Origin of the sequence: Rhizobium sp. RU35A (genome assembly GCF_900156005.1) — a bacterium.
GTDB lineage: Bacteria > Pseudomonadota > Alphaproteobacteria > Rhizobiales > Rhizobiaceae > Neorhizobium > Neorhizobium straminoryzae.
Genome location: NZ_FTMR01000017.1, coordinates 62936 through 76756, shown reverse-complemented (window position 1 = coordinate 76756; position 13821 = coordinate 62936). Strand labels below are relative to the sequence as shown.

Below are 13821 nucleotides of genomic sequence, written 5' to 3'. Positions count from 1 at the left end.
CTTCGATGCCTTCATCGGAATTCTCCTCTCTCCCCGCAGGGATGATAAATGGAAAATTCCAGTTCCAAATGGCCCAATTTATTGGGAGCACGTCACTCGGTGTCCATGAAACTGGCAGCAGGCCAATTCAGATTCATCGCGATTTGGGAAGGCCAAGAGTCACCAGCAGTGAGAACGCGTATTAGACATCCTCTTTGAGAAGATCGAAGGCCAACACGCCCTCTTGGTTTTGGGGACGCTTATAGATTTCGGGATTTTCCAGCGTGTGTCTGGCGTCCTGATAGCCGGCCCGCCAGTGATCGAGCATGGTCAGCCGCGAGAACTCGTAGTCCTTCGAGTGCCCCTCGTGTCTCTGTGTCCGGTAGATCAGGTGAACGACGCTATAGACCTTCTGGTCCGCCACCTCGGCGAGCAGCTTCACATGTTCGCTGTCTTGCAGCTCCGCGGGCAGGGTCTCGAGCAGGTGGGCGATGGCGCCCCGGATACGCTGCAGACGCTTGAAATGGTCGGTTTCCGAGCGGGTGCGGCTGGAATACTGGATTTCCTTCTGACGCGTCGAGACCTCGAACAGATTGCCCGGCAGTTCGCCGCGCGCGCTCCACAGGTCGACCTGAAAGGCCAGCGTATCCTGGCGAATGCCGGCCGTATCGACCACCCATTGCAGCGGCGTGTTGGAAATCAGGCCGCCATCCCAGTAATATTCTCCGTCGATTTCGACGGCGCCGAAGCCGGGCGGCAATGCGCCGCTGGCCATGACATGTTCCGGCCCGATGCGGTGGCGCGTATTGTCGAAATAGGTGAAATTCCCAGTCCTGACATTTACCGCGCCGACCGAGAAACGCATGTCGCCGTGATTGATGCGATCGAAATCGACCAGCCGTTCGAGCGTCGATTTGAGCTGGCTCGTATCGTAGAAGCTGGTCGCCTCCCGGTCACCCTGCGCATGGAGAAACGGTGACGGAACGCGCGGCGCGAAGAATTTCGTCGCGCCGAAAGCCATGGTGTAATTGGCGCTGATCGCATTGTGGATCCGGCGCGCCAGGTCGCCCCTTGGGGTCAGCATCTCATTCGCCGTGACCCAGTCCAGCAGCGGATTGGCCGTGATCGTGTCCCAGAAGGCCCGCAGCTTTTCCACCCGCTGTTCCGGCGGGTTGCCGGCAATCAGGGCGGCATTCACTGCCCCGATGGAAATGCCTGCCACCCAGTCGATCGGCAGGCGGGCCTCGGCCATCGCTTCATAGATCCCGGCCTGATAGGAGCCGAGTGCACCGCCGCCCTGCAGTACCAGCGCGATGCATTCGAAGGGCGGGCGGCCTTGAGAGGATGGGCTGCGGGCTTTCATGGAGCCTCCTGACATCACTGCATGAACCAGCCGTGGCTGACGACGATGGACTGGCCGGTCAGGGCATTGCTTTCGAAGCCGGCAAAGAACAGAGCCGCTTCGGCGACATCCTTGGCGGTGGTGAACTCGCCATCCACCGTGTCCTTCAGCATGATGGTGCGCACGACCTCCTCTTCGGTGATCCCGAGGGTCTTTGCCTGTTCGGGGATCTGCTTGTCGACGAGCGGCGTGCGCACGAAGCCCGGGCAGATGACGTTGGCGCGCACCTTGTGCTTTGCGCCTTCCTTGGCCACCACCTTGGCAAGGCCGGAGAGACCATGCTTGGCGGTGACATAAGGCGCCTTCAGGAGGGATGCTTCCTTGGAATGCACAGATCCCATGTAGATGATGCTGCCGCCCTGGCCCTGCCGATACATGTGGCGGAGCGCGGCACGGGTCGTCAGGAAGGCGCCGTCGAGATGGATCGCCAGCATCTGCTTCCACTTGGCGAAATCATAGTCATCGACCGGCGCCACGATCTGGATGCCGGCATTGCTGACCAGAATATCCAGCTGGCCGAACCGGGCGACGGTTTCATCCACGCCTGCGTCCACCTGTGCTTCGCTGGTCACGTCCATGCCGATGCCGATCGCGGTGCCCTTTGCGTAGCGCGCGTCGATCTCTTCGGCGGCGCCATGGGCGGCGTCTACATTGAGGTCGGCAATGGCGACCTTTGCGCCGGCCTCGGCAAAGGTGAAGGCGATTTCCTTGCCGATGCCGCTGGCGGCACCGGTCACCATGGCGACTTTACGGGCGAGTTTCATGGATGCTCCTGGTTTGCGAGATAATCATGGATGACCTCGCCGAGGCCGAGCGTGAGATCGGCGCGAAAATGCGAGGCGGACAGGATCTCCAGCACCGGCAGGTCATTGACCGGTGCCAGCGCGTGGCTGTCGAGTTTCAGGCTGCAGGGGCCGGTATAGGCCCATTTGAGATCGATATCCTGCAGATGGTATTCCACCAGCTCGCAGATGCGCGGCGTGCCATCGACATGCGGGATGATCTTGAGCAGGAAGTTGGGCGCTGCAAGGGACGCCAGCACCGGGCCATCCTCGAGCCGCACATGCTTGTAGCCCATCGTGGCGGTCGCGACCCGCACCGAACCGTAATCGAGCGTCGCAACGATGCAGTCGGTTTCGGTTGTCAGACGGGGGCTCGCAAGCTTCTTGGGAAAGCCCCAGAGTTCACGCCCGCCGGCAATCGGCGGATCGTCATTCAGGAACATGCAGTGCGTATAGCCGCCCCTTCGCCCCTGAAAGGAAACGGGAATGACCTGGCCGCTTTCGGTATAATCACCGAAGCCGGTCGAATCCGGCATGCGGATGAATTCGTATTTGACCACCGGATTGTCGCGGTCGATCTCCAGCGGTTCCGGCACCAGCCGGCGCAGAATATCGGGATCGGTGCGGTAGGCGATGATCAGGTACTCGCGGTTGAAGAACCGGTAGGGTCCCTTCGGAAATGCCGGGCTGGTGAGCGGCATGGCAAAGGCGTGCTTCAGGATCTCTGCTTCATTCATAATGGTCTTCGGCTCCAGAGGGACCGTCAAGGGTGTGCGCGAAAGAGCGCCGTCCGCTGGTCTTTTCGTGCCCGCCCGCCTCATCTCGGTCCGCTAATACGGGTGAGCTGCTCCGATCCGATGTCACGCGATACGGTCCGGGTGGGCGCAGAAGATGTTTAATGGCTCTGACGATGCAGCAGGAAGTGAGACGCAGTCAGCTCACTGTGAGCGGTCGTGTCGCAAGTGTGGCGGACCAGCGCACCAAGGTCCGTAAGCTTGTGCATGAAGCGCGAATGCCGGCGCGCTATGGTCAATGCCGGGGATCAAACCGTTCGTCAGGGAAAACGGAAACCGGTTTTCCCGAAAAGACAAACGCCAACAGGGGAATGCAGAATGCGTCGCGGCGGAAAGGCGTGGGCGAGATGCGGTCTCTTGCGCGGGGGCTGCCGATGAGGATCGCCTGACCTCTCGCGGAACAGGCCACGCACCGAAGGGGCCGATGGCTATCCACCGTCCTGGCACGCTATATCGTTCCTGAGGCTTCTGCCGGGCAGGGGGTGCTCACGATCCTCATGGATCACCCGTTCGGCGGCGCCGGCGAGATCGTCGTACTGGCCGTCCGCAAGGCTCCACAGGAAGGCGATGAGAGCGGCAGCGCTGAGGACGACTGCCAGCGGAACAAGAAACAAGGCGTCAGCCATGCGACGCCTCCTCGTGGCGTGGGGCGGCGAGCCGCAGCGCATTGAGGACGACGATCAGCGAGGATGACGACATGGCAACGGCGGCCATCAGTGGCGTGAGGAAACCTGCAACCGCCACCGGCACGGCCATCGCATTATAGGCGAGCGAGAGTGCGAAATTCTGCCGGATGAGATCGGCGCTCTTCACGGCGATCCGGTGTGCCAGCGGAATGGCGCTCAGACTTTCATGCAGGAAGATCAGATCGGCGGCGGTGCGTCCGATATCGGAGGCCGATGCCGGCGCGATTGACACATGGGCGCTCGCAAGTGCTGCGGCATCGTTCAGCCCGTCGCCGACCATCAGCACCGTGCGCCCCTGTCGCTTCAGCTCTTCCAGGCGTCGGACCTTGTCCGCCGGCGTCGCCTCTGCGCGATAGGGGAGACCCAGGCGCCCTGCCAGATCCGCCACGGCGGATGCCCGGTCGCCGGACAACAGTTCGACGGCGAGCCCGCGTCCCTTGAGGTCTGCTATTGCGTCTGCGGCCCCGCCGCGCAGGCGGTCGCGGAACCGGAAGCTGGCGAGCGGTTCGTCGTCGCGGCTCAGAACGACGCTCACCTGCGGGTCGACCGCGTGCAAGGGGGCCGCCCAGCCGGGCCGGCCAAGGCGGAAGACGGCGCCGTCGATCCGTGCTTCGAGACCGTAGCCGGCCTGCTCGCTCAACGCTTCCGCCCGTACCGCAAGGGGCTGCGGACAGGCGGCGGCGATGGCGCGGGAATAGGGGTGGCCGGACTGCGAGGCCATGCCGGCGGCGACCGCAAGGGCGCTATTCTCCTCCAGGTTTTCCGGATTTGGCCAGAGGAGTTCCGGCACACCGACCGTCAGCGTGCCCGTCTTGTCGAAGACGACCGTATCGATCTCGCGCAGGCGCTCCAGTGAACTGCCATCCTTGACCAGGATGCCGTTGCGGAAAAGCCGCCCCGCGGCCACCACCTGCACCATGGGCACAGCAAGGCCGAGTGCGCAGGGGCAGGTGATGATCAGCACGGCAATGGCCGTGGTGAGGGCCTGATGCAGACTGGCGCCGATCGCAAGCCAGCCGACGAGCGTCAGCGCTGCGGCGGCATGCACGACGGGCGCGTACAGGGCCGCCGCCCGGTCCGCGATCCTGCGGTAGAGGCCTCGGCCGGATTCGGCGGCTTCCATCATCCGCGTCATCTCGGCGAGGAAGGATTGGCTGGATGGTCTGAGCGCCTGCAGGGTGAGCGGTGCGGCGAGATTGAGGATGCCCGCCTGCAGTTCAGCCCCGGCCGAAACGGCAACTGGTGCGCTTTCGCCGCTGACCAGCGAGCAGTCCGCCTCGGACGTGCCACTGACGATCCGCGCGTCGACCGGTACGCGCTGCCCGGCCGCCACTATAAGCACCATGCCGGGCATGACCTCCGACAGGGCGATGTCGCGGCGGCTTCCATCCGGTGCGATCACGGTGGCGCAGGGCGCTGCCAGCCGTGCGATGCCGGCGACGGCGCTGCGCGCGCGGGCTCGCATCATGTGATCCAATGTGCGGCCGATCAGAAGGAAAAAGAGCAGCGAGACGGCTGCGTCGAAATAGGCATGCCGGCCATGCTGCATCGTCTCCCAGACGCTGAGCGCGAAGGTCAGCGTCACGCCGATGGATATCGGCACGTCCATGTTGGTGCGGCCATGCTTCAGCGCCGACCAGGCCGAGCGATAGAACACCTGTCCGGCATAGAGGACGGTTGGCAGGGCGATCAGCCCCGACAGCAGGTGAAAATATTGCCGTGTCTGCGGATCGGCCCCGAACCAGACGGCAAAGGAGAGGAGCATGATGTTGCTGGAGGCGAAGGCGGCCACCGCGAGGGCCCGCATGAGGGCGCTCAATTCCGCATCATGGTGCTGATCGCCCAGTTCGGCGGCATGGGCCGGAAAACCGATCTCATCCAGCGTCTCGATCAGCGCTGGAGGATGATCCGCGTCTCTCCACTCGACGATGACCCGTTTCGTCGAGAGGTTGACGCGGGCCTGTGTCACGCCGGGCAGCGCGGACAGCGTCGTTTCCACGCGACGCAAGCAGGCGCCGCACTGCATCGACGGGACCACCAGTTCTGCCCGCCGGGATGCGCCGGCACCTGCCGGCCTGTGGCTGAAGAAGGCGAGATCGCGCGCACGCTCGGCAATCGACGGTGCCTGATCGAGGGGCAGTGACATGATAAGGTCCTCAAGCCGGTCGCGGGCCTATGGCCGCATCGCGCGGTAACTGTGCCATGTCCCGTGTCCCAGCACGGGAAAGACGATGATGAGCGGAAGCAGCCCAGACGCGACGCTGAGGGCAAACAGCACCGAGACGATGGCCGCCCAGGCGAGCATGACCTTCAGATTGTGCCAGACGAGCACCAGGCTGGTGCCCATCGCGGTCAAGGCATCGGAAGGCTCCTGCAGCAGGATGGGAAGCGACAGAGCGCCGATAGCGAAGGAAAGCGTGGCGAACAGACCGCCAACCGCGCCGCCGACCATCAGCATGGCCCAGCCTGTCGGCGTGAAGGCGAGCATCGGGATCAGATGATCGAGGCCCGGGAAGGGCAGGAGACCGAAGAACAGCGCATAGAGGATGACGGCCGCGCGCAGCCACACCATCATCAGCAGGCACAGAAGGGCGCCGGCAAACACCACCTGATAGCCGGAGACCGGCCGCACGAAGAGCATGTCGCGCAGACGCACCGGCAGGCCGAGCGACAGCCGTTTGCTCTTTTCGTAAAGGCCCATGGCGAGCACCGGACCGATCACCATGAGGCCGGACAGTGCCGGGAACAGGATGTAGTCGGCGCCGTGGGCAATCAGCGACCAGAGGGCAGCGGCAAGCAGGATCCAGACGAACAGACCGTAGCTCAGGCTGAGGAGAGGGCCGCGCATCAGGTCGCGCCACCCCAAGCGTAACCAGCGAAGGGCCTCGTCGGCGGGCAGGTTGCGGGCCCATTGGTCTCGCCGGGGCTCGGCCGGCAGGATTTCCGGAAGGGCATCGTTCATCGGTCACTCCGCGGGTTTTCGGTGAGGTGAGCCGGGCTGCAGGACGAACCGGCGGCCGCGAAGGCACTGCCGGTCTGGCGCTCGCCGATGCGGCGGTGCGGCACGCAATCCGGCTGCGAGGCGAACGAGACATAGACCAGATGCACATTGGCGCCGGCGACGAGCGCTGTCAGCGCCGCGGTGATGGCGATCATGAGGACACGGTGGTTGCGCCCCATGGCGGCCGGCGCGCTCATGGCTGCCGCGTCCTGAGGTCCGCGACATAGGCGGCGAGCAGCTTGACATTGCGCGGCCCAAGCCGCGCCTCCCAGCTGGGCATGTGCCCCTGCCGGCCATACCATACGGTCTGAAAGATCGTTTGCAGATCGCCGCCATAGAGCCAGGTGGTGTCGGTGAGGTTGGGCGCGCCGACATCCGCTTTGCCGCGGGCATCGGCGCCATGGCAGGCCGCGCACTGCGCGGCGAAGATCCTGGCGCCGGCAGGATGGGCAAGGGCCGAAACGGCAGTTCCGTCATGGCTGAGGTCATGAACATAGGCGATCACCGCGTCCACCTCGGGGCGGCTGAGAATACCGTCCTGGCCGAAGGCGGGCATTTGCGCTGTGCGCGATTCCGGATGGTCGGAATTGACGCCGACGCGGATGGTTTGCTGCAGGACTTCCGGCCTGTCGCCCCAGTTCAGCGCGCCGGCAGCCAGATTGGGAAATCCGGTGTTGCCTGTCGCGTGGATGCCATGGCAGGCAGCACAGTTCTGGCCGAACAGCAGGCGGCCGGCCTCGCGGATCTCCTGCATGGCGGCTGGATCGGCGGCAAGGTTCGCAAAGTCCTGCCGGTCCAGAACCTCATGCCAGGGTGCCCGCTCGGCTTCGGCGTGGGCAACAGCGTGTTCGACCACCCGACGCTCGTCATAGCCAAGCAGCCCCTTGGTATAGGTGGTGCCGAGCGGCAGGGCCGGCATCAGCAGCCAGTAGATCAGCCCGAAGGTGGTGGTCAGGCTCAGGAACACGTAGACGATGCGCGGCACCGGCGTGTTGAGTTCCTTGATGCCGTTCCATTCATGCCCGGTGGTCAGGTAGCCGGTGACCGGATCGCGTTCGCCTAGCGCCATGGGCGGTCCTCCCGGTTGAGGATCGCGGTGGATGCGTCGCGGAACTCCTTCTGGCGCGCCGGCCAGCAGGCATAGGCGACGACCGCGATCGACAGGATTACCAGATAGATGAGGCCGAAGGTCTTGGCGACCCAGACCAGTGTCTCGTGGGAAAGGTCCATGGTCACTCCAGGTCTTTCGCAAGGGTGTCGCGGCTTGCGGCATCGGTCAGTCGTCCGAGAATCTGCAGATAGGCGACCAGCGCATCCATTTCGGTCAGACGGCCGGGCGTGCCGTCGAAGGCGCGGACGGTCGTCGCCTCGCCGTAGCGCGCCGTCAGGTCCTTCACCCCGCTGCCGTCCGGATTGGCCTGGGCATAGGCATCGTCCGCCGCGTGGCGGATCATGTCCGGCGTGTAGGGAACGCCGACGGCGCGCTGGGTGGCCAGCTGGTCCCGAAGGTCGTCGATGCGCAGGTCATTCTCCATCAGCCAGCCATAGGACGGCATGATCGAAACCGGCACGACATCGCGCGGATCGAGGAGGTGGCGCACATGCCATTCGTCGGAATATTTGCCGCCGAGGCGGGCGATGTCCGGCCCCGTGCGCTTGGAGCCCCACAGCATCGGGTGGTCATATTTCGATTCCACCGCCAGACTGTAAGGACCGTAGCGCTCCACCTCGTCGCGCAGCGTGCGGATCATCTGCGAGTGGCAAGCATAGCAGCCCTCACGCATGTAGATGTTGCGGCCGGCGAGTTCCAGCGGCGTATAGACGCGCATGTCCGGTGCCGCCTCGACGGTCTGGTCGATGGTAAAGAGCGGCGCGATCTCCACGAAGCCGCCGATGCTGGCAGCGGCGATGATGCCGAGCGTCATGCCGATCGCCCGCCGTTCCAGCCTGTAGTGCAGTGTGAACATGGCCTACTCCGCCGGCTGCGTGGCCGCATCGTCCAGTCCGTCGCGAAGCGGCTTCCGGGAAGCGGCTTTCGTCGCCGGCGCGGCAAAGCGGATCGTGAGATAGAGGTTGAGACAGCCCGCCAGCGCGCCGAGCAGGTACAGCAGTCCGCCCAAGGCGCGCGCGATGTAATAGGGCCGCATGGCGACGACGGAGTCGAGGAAGGTGTAGGCCAGATTGCCGTTTTCGGTATAGGTGCGCCACATCAGGCCCTGGATGATACCGGCATTCCAGAGGGCGAAGACATAGACTGCCGTGCCGGAGAGCGCGAGCCAGAAGTGTACTTCCACCAGGGCCGGCGAGTACATGCGCTCGCGCTTCCATAGCCAGGGGATCGATGCATAGAGCGCGCCGAAGGTGATCATCGCCACCCAGCCGAGCGCGCCTGCATGCACATGGCCGACCGTCCAATCGGTGTAATGGGATAGCGCATTGACGGAGCGGATCGCCATGAACGAGCCTTCGAAGGTGGTGAGCCCGTAGAAGACGGCGGCGATCATCATGAAGCGCAGCGTGGCATCGTCGCGCACCCTGTGCCAGGCGCCGTTCAGCGTCAGCAGCGCATTGGCCGCCGACCCCCAGGAGGGCACCAGAAGAACGAGCGAGAAGGTCATGCCGAGGGTCTGCACCCATTGCGGCAGGGCGGTGTGATGCAGATGGTGCGAGCCCACCCACATATACATGAAGGTGATGCCCCAGAAGCTGATGATCGACAGGCGGTAGGAGAAGATCGGCCGCCCGGCGCGGATCGGCAGGTAGTAATACATCATGCCGAGAAAGCCGGCCGTCAGGAAGAAGGCCACCGCATTGTGCCCGTACCACCATTCCGTCAGCGCATCCTGCACGCCGGAAAACAGCGAATGGCTCTTGGCACTGAGGAAGGAGACCGGGACTGCGAGGTTGTTGACGATGTGCAGCATCGCCACCACCAGAATGAAGGCCATGTAGTACCAGTTGGCCACATAGATATGCGGCTCCTCGCGGCGCGCCAGCGTGCGCATGTAGAGCACGAAATAGGTGACCCAGACGATGACCAGCCACAGATCGGCATACCATTCCGGCTCGGCATATTCCTTGGATTGGGTGATGCCGAGCATGTAGCCGGTGACGGCGAGAATGCAGAAGAGGTTGTAGCCGATGAGCACGAACCAGGGGCTCAGCTGGTCCGGCAGGCGCACGCGGCAGGTGCGCTGCATCACATAGAAGGAGGTGGCGATCAGACCATTGCCGCCGAAGCCGAAGATGACACCGGTGGTGTGGACGGGGCGCAGCCGGCCGAAGCTCGACCAGGCGCTGCCGGTCGTCCAGGTCGGCTCGACCATCAGCCAGGCCACCCAGTCGCCGACGAACATGGCGAAGGCCGCCCAGACGAAGGTCAGGATGACGCCGACCTTGCTCGGATCGTCGTAATAGGCATTGAAGCGCTCGATCGATGGTTCTGGGTCATAAAGATGCCCCATCACCGGGAAGGCCAGTGCCAGTGAAAGCACCAGGACGAGGGCGCCATGTACCGCGATCGGATCGCCATGTCCGGCTGCGGCAAAAGTAAGCCCGACAAGCGCCATCACGAGCAGGATGAGCAGTGCCCGCCGGCGCTCGTCCATCGTCAAGTTCGAGATCACATCCATGTCCTTCCGTTTGGCGGTCAAGATTGCCGTTCACCGCAGAGGTGTGCCGAGCCGACCGCCCGTGAACATCGCCTTCGGCGAACGCAAGACCTGCGGCCGGGAGATCAAGGCCCGTCTGGTCCGCTCGGCGAGGGGAGATGCCGCCCGTCCAGGCCTTTGGGGTCTGGTTGTCCCGTACGGTTGCACCATCAGGGCGGCAAGGCTGCCTGCGGGTCCCGAGATCCGCAGGCAGCCTCGTCCGTGCCCGGAACGCGCAACAGCCAGGTAGCGGGGGGCCTCTGGCTGTTCCACGCCGGGTCCGGCATGAATGCGAAAAACATGCGAGGGTGGACGGACATCTTTCTAGAGATGCGCCGCCAGTGCCGGAAGTGAGATCACCGTCGGCTTACTGTAAGTTGAGGTGACGACCGCTCAGGCAATGAGCGCGCTTGCGATGCGCGCCTCGCCGGTCAGTGCCCTGAACCGGTCGAAATTGCGGATGACATCGAACCTCCGGTCCATGCGAATCCAGACGGTGGACAATTCCCGATTGCGCAAGGCCAGATGCAGATAGCGCAGGGCAGCCTCGCCGTCGCCAATGGCGCAGGCGAGGGTGGAGTGGGCGAAGAAGCTGGCTTTCGGGCTGCCGGTCTTCAGCAGGGCGGCGGCGCGATCGGGCGATCCCAGCCAGGCCTCCAGTTCGGCATTGGCAAAGACCAGCAACGGATGCGTCATCATCATCGTGCCGAGCGGCTGCAGACAGTGGCGGGCAAATTCCGGATTGCCGGCAAAGTGGGCGCCGAGTGCCAGATAGAACAGGGCTTCCATCGGCGCGTTCCGCAATGTCAGGGCGGATGCCGTTTCTGAAAGCTTGGAGAAGTTCCGAGACTGGAACCGGCTCAGGGCTTCAGCAATATCCTGTTGCTGGGAAAACGGCTCGATCCGCCTTGCCTCCGCAAAAAGCCGCTCGGATTCATCCTCCCTGCCGCGCGCGGCAAGGTAGGTGCCGAACACCCGCGCGGTTCTGGCATGGTAGCCATAGGTCATCGCAGCATTGAAACTGGTCTCTGCTGCCGGCCAGTCGCGCTCTAGCCAGGCCTGAACCACACCCAGAGCGGTCAAGGCTTCGGCCGATTGCGGATCGATCTCGAGCGCTTTTTCCACGGCAGGCCGCGCAAAGGAACGCGCCGTTGCTGCATCCACCATGCCGATCCGGAACATGTCGCAGTAGCAATCGGCAATCCCGGAGTGGCCGCGCGCATAATCGGCGGTATCCTCGGCAATCTTCGAGAAGATGGAAAGAGATTCACGCAGGCTCTCCGGTACCTGACGATCCAGCAGCTGGCGCGCCCTGTAGAGCTGACCGTGGGCCTGAACGGCCGCTGGCCCTGGTTTGACAAGGCGCGCCCGCAGCTTGGATGTATCGAACCGGTGGCGGCTGACAAAGGTTGTGGCAATCCGTTCCGGCAGATCCGCATGTTGATCGATCGAGCCTTCAAACCGGTCGGACGTAACGACCACGCCGCGGTGATCGGACACCTCGAGCGTGACGCGGATGATATCCGCGTGTTCTCGCACCGTGCCCTGAATGACGGCGTCGACCCCGAGCTCCGCAGCAAGGTCTCGGATCGATGGTTGCTTGTCCTTGTAGGCGAAGGTCGTTGCCCGCGACAGAATGTTCAGTCCGGGTTCGGAACCGAACGTAAAAATCAGCTCGTCCGTGATGATGTCGGCAAATGCCTGGGTGGCCACATCACCAGACACCGCACGGAAAGGCAGGATGGCGATCACGGCGCCCGGCCCGTTACGGAAGATGTTCCGGTCGGATCCCTGATGCAGCGGCGACGCATCACGCTCACCGGATCTGATGACAAAGGCCGGCACATAGGTTCCTGTGGGAATCATGATCGTGATCGGGTCCGACTGCCCATAAATGCGGCTGTGCTCTTCCAGCTTCCTGCGCAGTCGCCTTGCCTCGACGCGAACGGTTGAATCGATGCGGGGATCGTAGGGCGGATCGCGCTGGTAGACCGCGTTGCCGATCACGGCTTCCTTCAGCTCGCCCGCACGACCATTCAGCGTTTCTTCCACCACGTAACTGAGCAGTTCGATCAGGCGCTCCGAACCCGCAAAGGCCGGACTTTTGCGCAGCAGGCTCATCTGCTCCCGTATGGCCGAAGCTGGCAGGTCGGTCTTCATGAAATTCTCGTTCTCTCAAAGGCTTAGGTGCGAATCCGCGGATCCTTTGCTGTCGGCAGAGAGGCTGCTACGGGCAGCGTCACCCAAGCTCGCTCCCCTCAAACGATGTGAGTTCCTGCGAACTCACGACCAGCTCACTTCCGTTAATGCAATTAAATATTACTTTTGACCCAACTTCAACACCAGGTGGTGTGGCGCAATGTTGAGGGAACTTGGCACAACCTCGTTTCTGTCTGTGGCGTCAGCCAAAGCGCATCGGATCGATCTGCCCGGAGTGGAACCGAACCCGCCCCCTGCAGAACATCGCTCTCTCGTTCCTGGCCACCGCCGTAAGCTTGTCCAGGTGACACACACGTATTCGCGCTTTCTCTGAAAGGTTACTGATAATGGTGAGTAAACTCGGCGCGGCACTCGGCGTCGCAAGCATCGCAGGCCTTGCCGGGCTGTTGTGGTTCGCCACCCGTCCACCGGCGCTTGTCGTGCAGGGGGAGGTGTCTGCGGATCGCGTTGACGTCAGCCCGCGGGTGTCCGGCCGTGTCGCACAGCTGAATGTCGATGTGGGCGATACGGTAGAGCAGGGGATCGTGATTGCGCAGCTCGAAAGTCCGCAATTGGTCGCTGCGACGCTGGCGACGCAGGCGGCGCTGGCCGTGGCAAGGGCGGATCTGGATCGTGTGAACAGCACGCGTCCCGAGGTGATCGAGGCGCATAAGGCCGAAGTGCGTGCCGCCGATGCGGATGTGGTGCTCTACCTCTCCGACAAGGATCGCCAGACCAAGCTTGCGGAAACCAACGCGGCCTCGCAGGCTCGGCTCGAGCAGTCCAGCCGCAATCTTGAATCGGCGCTGCGGGCGCGCGAGGCGGCGCAGGCCAATCTCGATCTGGCGGTGGCCGGTGCCAGCAAGGAAGAGCGCGCGCTGGCACTGACAAAAGTGGAACAGGCCGAAGCGACGCTGAACCAGCAGCAGACCGACGTGAAGGAACTGACGCTGGTTGCCCCCATTGCCGGACAGGTGACCACGCGGATTGCCGAACTGGGCGAAAATTTCAGCGCCGGAGCACCGCTCTTTTCAATCGTCGACATCGCCCATCCCTGGTTTACCTTCAACCTGCGCGAGGATCTGCTGAAGGGCCTGAAGGTCGGCGACAGCCTGTCCGTCCTGGTGCCGGCGCTCAAGAATGCGACCGTGAATGCGCGGGTGACGGTGATCAACGCGCAGGGGCAATATGCGACCTGGCGCGCCACGCGCGCCACCGGCGATTTCGACCTCAGAACCTTCGAGGTGCGCGCCGAGCCGGTGGACCCGGTGGACGGGTTGCGGCCCGGCATGAGCGCCATCCTCTCCTGGTCCCGGCCGGAGCGATGA

The 13821-nt window shown here is 63.6% G+C and carries 13 protein-coding genes; 1 reads left to right on the top strand and 12 read right to left on the bottom strand.

Annotation, left to right across the window (positions count from 1 at the left end; genetic code table 11):
- Positions 1 to 181: 181 nt before the first annotated feature.
- From F3H95_RS25015 to F3H95_RS24960, 12 genes are all read right to left on the bottom strand, one after another.
- On the bottom strand, positions 182 to 1342 hold the full coding sequence (locus tag F3H95_RS25015; protein ID WP_149747949.1) for a patatin-like phospholipase family protein: 1161 nt from the start codon (positions 1340 to 1342) through the stop codon (positions 182 to 184).
- Positions 1343 to 1356: 14 nt separating this feature from the next.
- Entirely contained in the window at positions 1357 to 2145 is a 789-nt protein-coding gene (locus tag F3H95_RS25010) for a 3-hydroxybutyrate dehydrogenase (protein ID WP_149747948.1), read from the bottom strand.
- On the bottom strand, positions 2142 to 2900 hold the full coding sequence (locus F3H95_RS25005; RefSeq protein ID WP_149747947.1) for an acetoacetate decarboxylase: 759 nt from the start codon (positions 2898 to 2900) through the stop codon (positions 2142 to 2144). The genes F3H95_RS25010 and F3H95_RS25005 overlap by 4 nt, the downstream gene beginning before the upstream one ends.
- Before the next feature lie 485 nt (positions 2901 to 3385).
- Positions 3386 to 3583 carry a cbb3-type cytochrome oxidase assembly protein CcoS gene (gene ccoS / locus F3H95_RS25000; RefSeq protein ID WP_149747946.1) on the bottom strand — a complete coding sequence of 66 codons (198 nt, stop codon included), beginning with the start codon at positions 3581 to 3583 and terminating at the stop codon, positions 3386 to 3388.
- Entirely contained in the window at positions 3576 to 5789 is a 2214-nt protein-coding gene (locus tag F3H95_RS24995; protein ID WP_149747945.1) for a heavy metal translocating P-type ATPase, read from the bottom strand. Before F3H95_RS24995 ends, ccoS begins: the two co-directional genes overlap by 8 nt.
- A gap of 27 nt (positions 5790 to 5816) precedes the next feature.
- Positions 5817 to 6605: a DUF2189 domain-containing protein gene (locus F3H95_RS24990; protein ID WP_149747944.1), complete on the bottom strand. Its 789-nt coding sequence runs from the start codon at positions 6603 to 6605 to the stop codon at positions 5817 to 5819.
- Positions 6602 to 6841, bottom strand: a complete 240-nt coding sequence (locus F3H95_RS24985) for a hypothetical protein (protein ID WP_149747943.1) — start codon at positions 6839 to 6841, stop codon at positions 6602 to 6604. The genes F3H95_RS24990 and F3H95_RS24985 overlap by 4 nt, the downstream gene beginning before the upstream one ends.
- Positions 6838 to 7713: a cytochrome-c oxidase, cbb3-type subunit III gene (gene ccoP / locus F3H95_RS24980; protein WP_149747942.1), complete on the bottom strand. Its 876-nt coding sequence runs from the start codon at positions 7711 to 7713 to the stop codon at positions 6838 to 6840. Before ccoP ends, F3H95_RS24985 begins: the two co-directional genes overlap by 4 nt.
- On the bottom strand, positions 7704 to 7874 hold the full coding sequence (locus tag F3H95_RS24975; RefSeq protein ID WP_143126148.1) for a cbb3-type cytochrome c oxidase subunit 3: 171 nt from the start codon (positions 7872 to 7874) through the stop codon (positions 7704 to 7706). The genes ccoP and F3H95_RS24975 overlap by 10 nt, the downstream gene beginning before the upstream one ends.
- A gap of 2 nt (positions 7875 to 7876) precedes the next feature.
- On the bottom strand, positions 7877 to 8611 hold the full coding sequence (gene ccoO, locus F3H95_RS24970) for a cytochrome-c oxidase, cbb3-type subunit II (RefSeq protein WP_149747941.1): 735 nt from the start codon (positions 8609 to 8611) through the stop codon (positions 7877 to 7879).
- 3 nt (positions 8612 to 8614) lie between these two features.
- Positions 8615 to 10276: a cytochrome-c oxidase, cbb3-type subunit I gene (ccoN, locus tag F3H95_RS24965; RefSeq protein WP_149747955.1), complete on the bottom strand. Its 1662-nt coding sequence runs from the start codon at positions 10274 to 10276 to the stop codon at positions 8615 to 8617.
- 411 nt (positions 10277 to 10687) lie between these two features.
- Positions 10688 to 12454: a hypothetical protein gene (locus F3H95_RS24960; protein WP_149747940.1), complete on the bottom strand. Its 1767-nt coding sequence runs from the start codon at positions 12452 to 12454 to the stop codon at positions 10688 to 10690.
- 386 nt (positions 12455 to 12840) lie between these two features.
- Here F3H95_RS24960 and F3H95_RS24955 point away from each other — a divergent pair, with 386 nt between their 5' ends.
- The gene (locus F3H95_RS24955) at positions 12841 to 13821 is read left to right on the top strand and encodes an HlyD family secretion protein (protein ID WP_149747939.1); all 981 of its coding nucleotides are present in this window, start codon (positions 12841 to 12843) and stop codon (positions 13819 to 13821) included.

Coding starts and splice junctions, on each gene's coding strand:
- ccoO (WP_149747941.1), bottom strand. CDS start 8,611: ATGTTCACACTGCACTACAGGCTGGAACGGCGGGCGATCGGCATGACG.
- F3H95_RS24985 (WP_149747943.1), bottom strand. CDS start 6,841: ATGAGCGCGCCGGCCGCCATGGGGCGCAACCACCGTGTCCTCATGATC.
- ccoP (WP_149747942.1), bottom strand. CDS start 7,713: ATGGCGCTAGGCGAACGCGATCCGGTCACCGGCTACCTGACCACCGGG.
- F3H95_RS24990 (WP_149747944.1), bottom strand. CDS start 6,605: ATGAACGATGCCCTTCCGGAAATCCTGCCGGCCGAGCCCCGGCGAGAC.
- F3H95_RS24995 (WP_149747945.1), bottom strand. CDS start 5,789: ATGTCACTGCCCCTCGATCAGGCACCGTCGATTGCCGAGCGTGCGCGC.
- F3H95_RS24960 (WP_149747940.1), bottom strand. CDS start 12,454: ATGAAGACCGACCTGCCAGCTTCGGCCATACGGGAGCAGATGAGCCTG.
- F3H95_RS25015 (WP_149747949.1), bottom strand. CDS start 1,342: ATGAAAGCCCGCAGCCCATCCTCTCAAGGCCGCCCGCCCTTCGAATGC.
- F3H95_RS25010 (WP_149747948.1), bottom strand. CDS start 2,145: ATGAAACTCGCCCGTAAAGTCGCCATGGTGACCGGTGCCGCCAGCGGC.
- F3H95_RS24975 (WP_143126148.1), bottom strand. CDS start 7,874: ATGGACCTTTCCCACGAGACACTGGTCTGGGTCGCCAAGACCTTCGGC.
- F3H95_RS25005 (WP_149747947.1), bottom strand. CDS start 2,900: ATGAATGAAGCAGAGATCCTGAAGCACGCCTTTGCCATGCCGCTCACC.
- F3H95_RS24955 (WP_149747939.1), top strand. CDS start 12,841: ATGGTGAGTAAACTCGGCGCGGCACTCGGCGTCGCAAGCATCGCAGGC.
- ccoS (WP_149747946.1), bottom strand. CDS start 3,583: ATGGCTGACGCCTTGTTTCTTGTTCCGCTGGCAGTCGTCCTCAGCGCT.
- ccoN (WP_149747955.1), bottom strand. CDS start 10,276: ATGGATGTGATCTCGAACTTGACGATGGACGAGCGCCGGCGGGCACTG.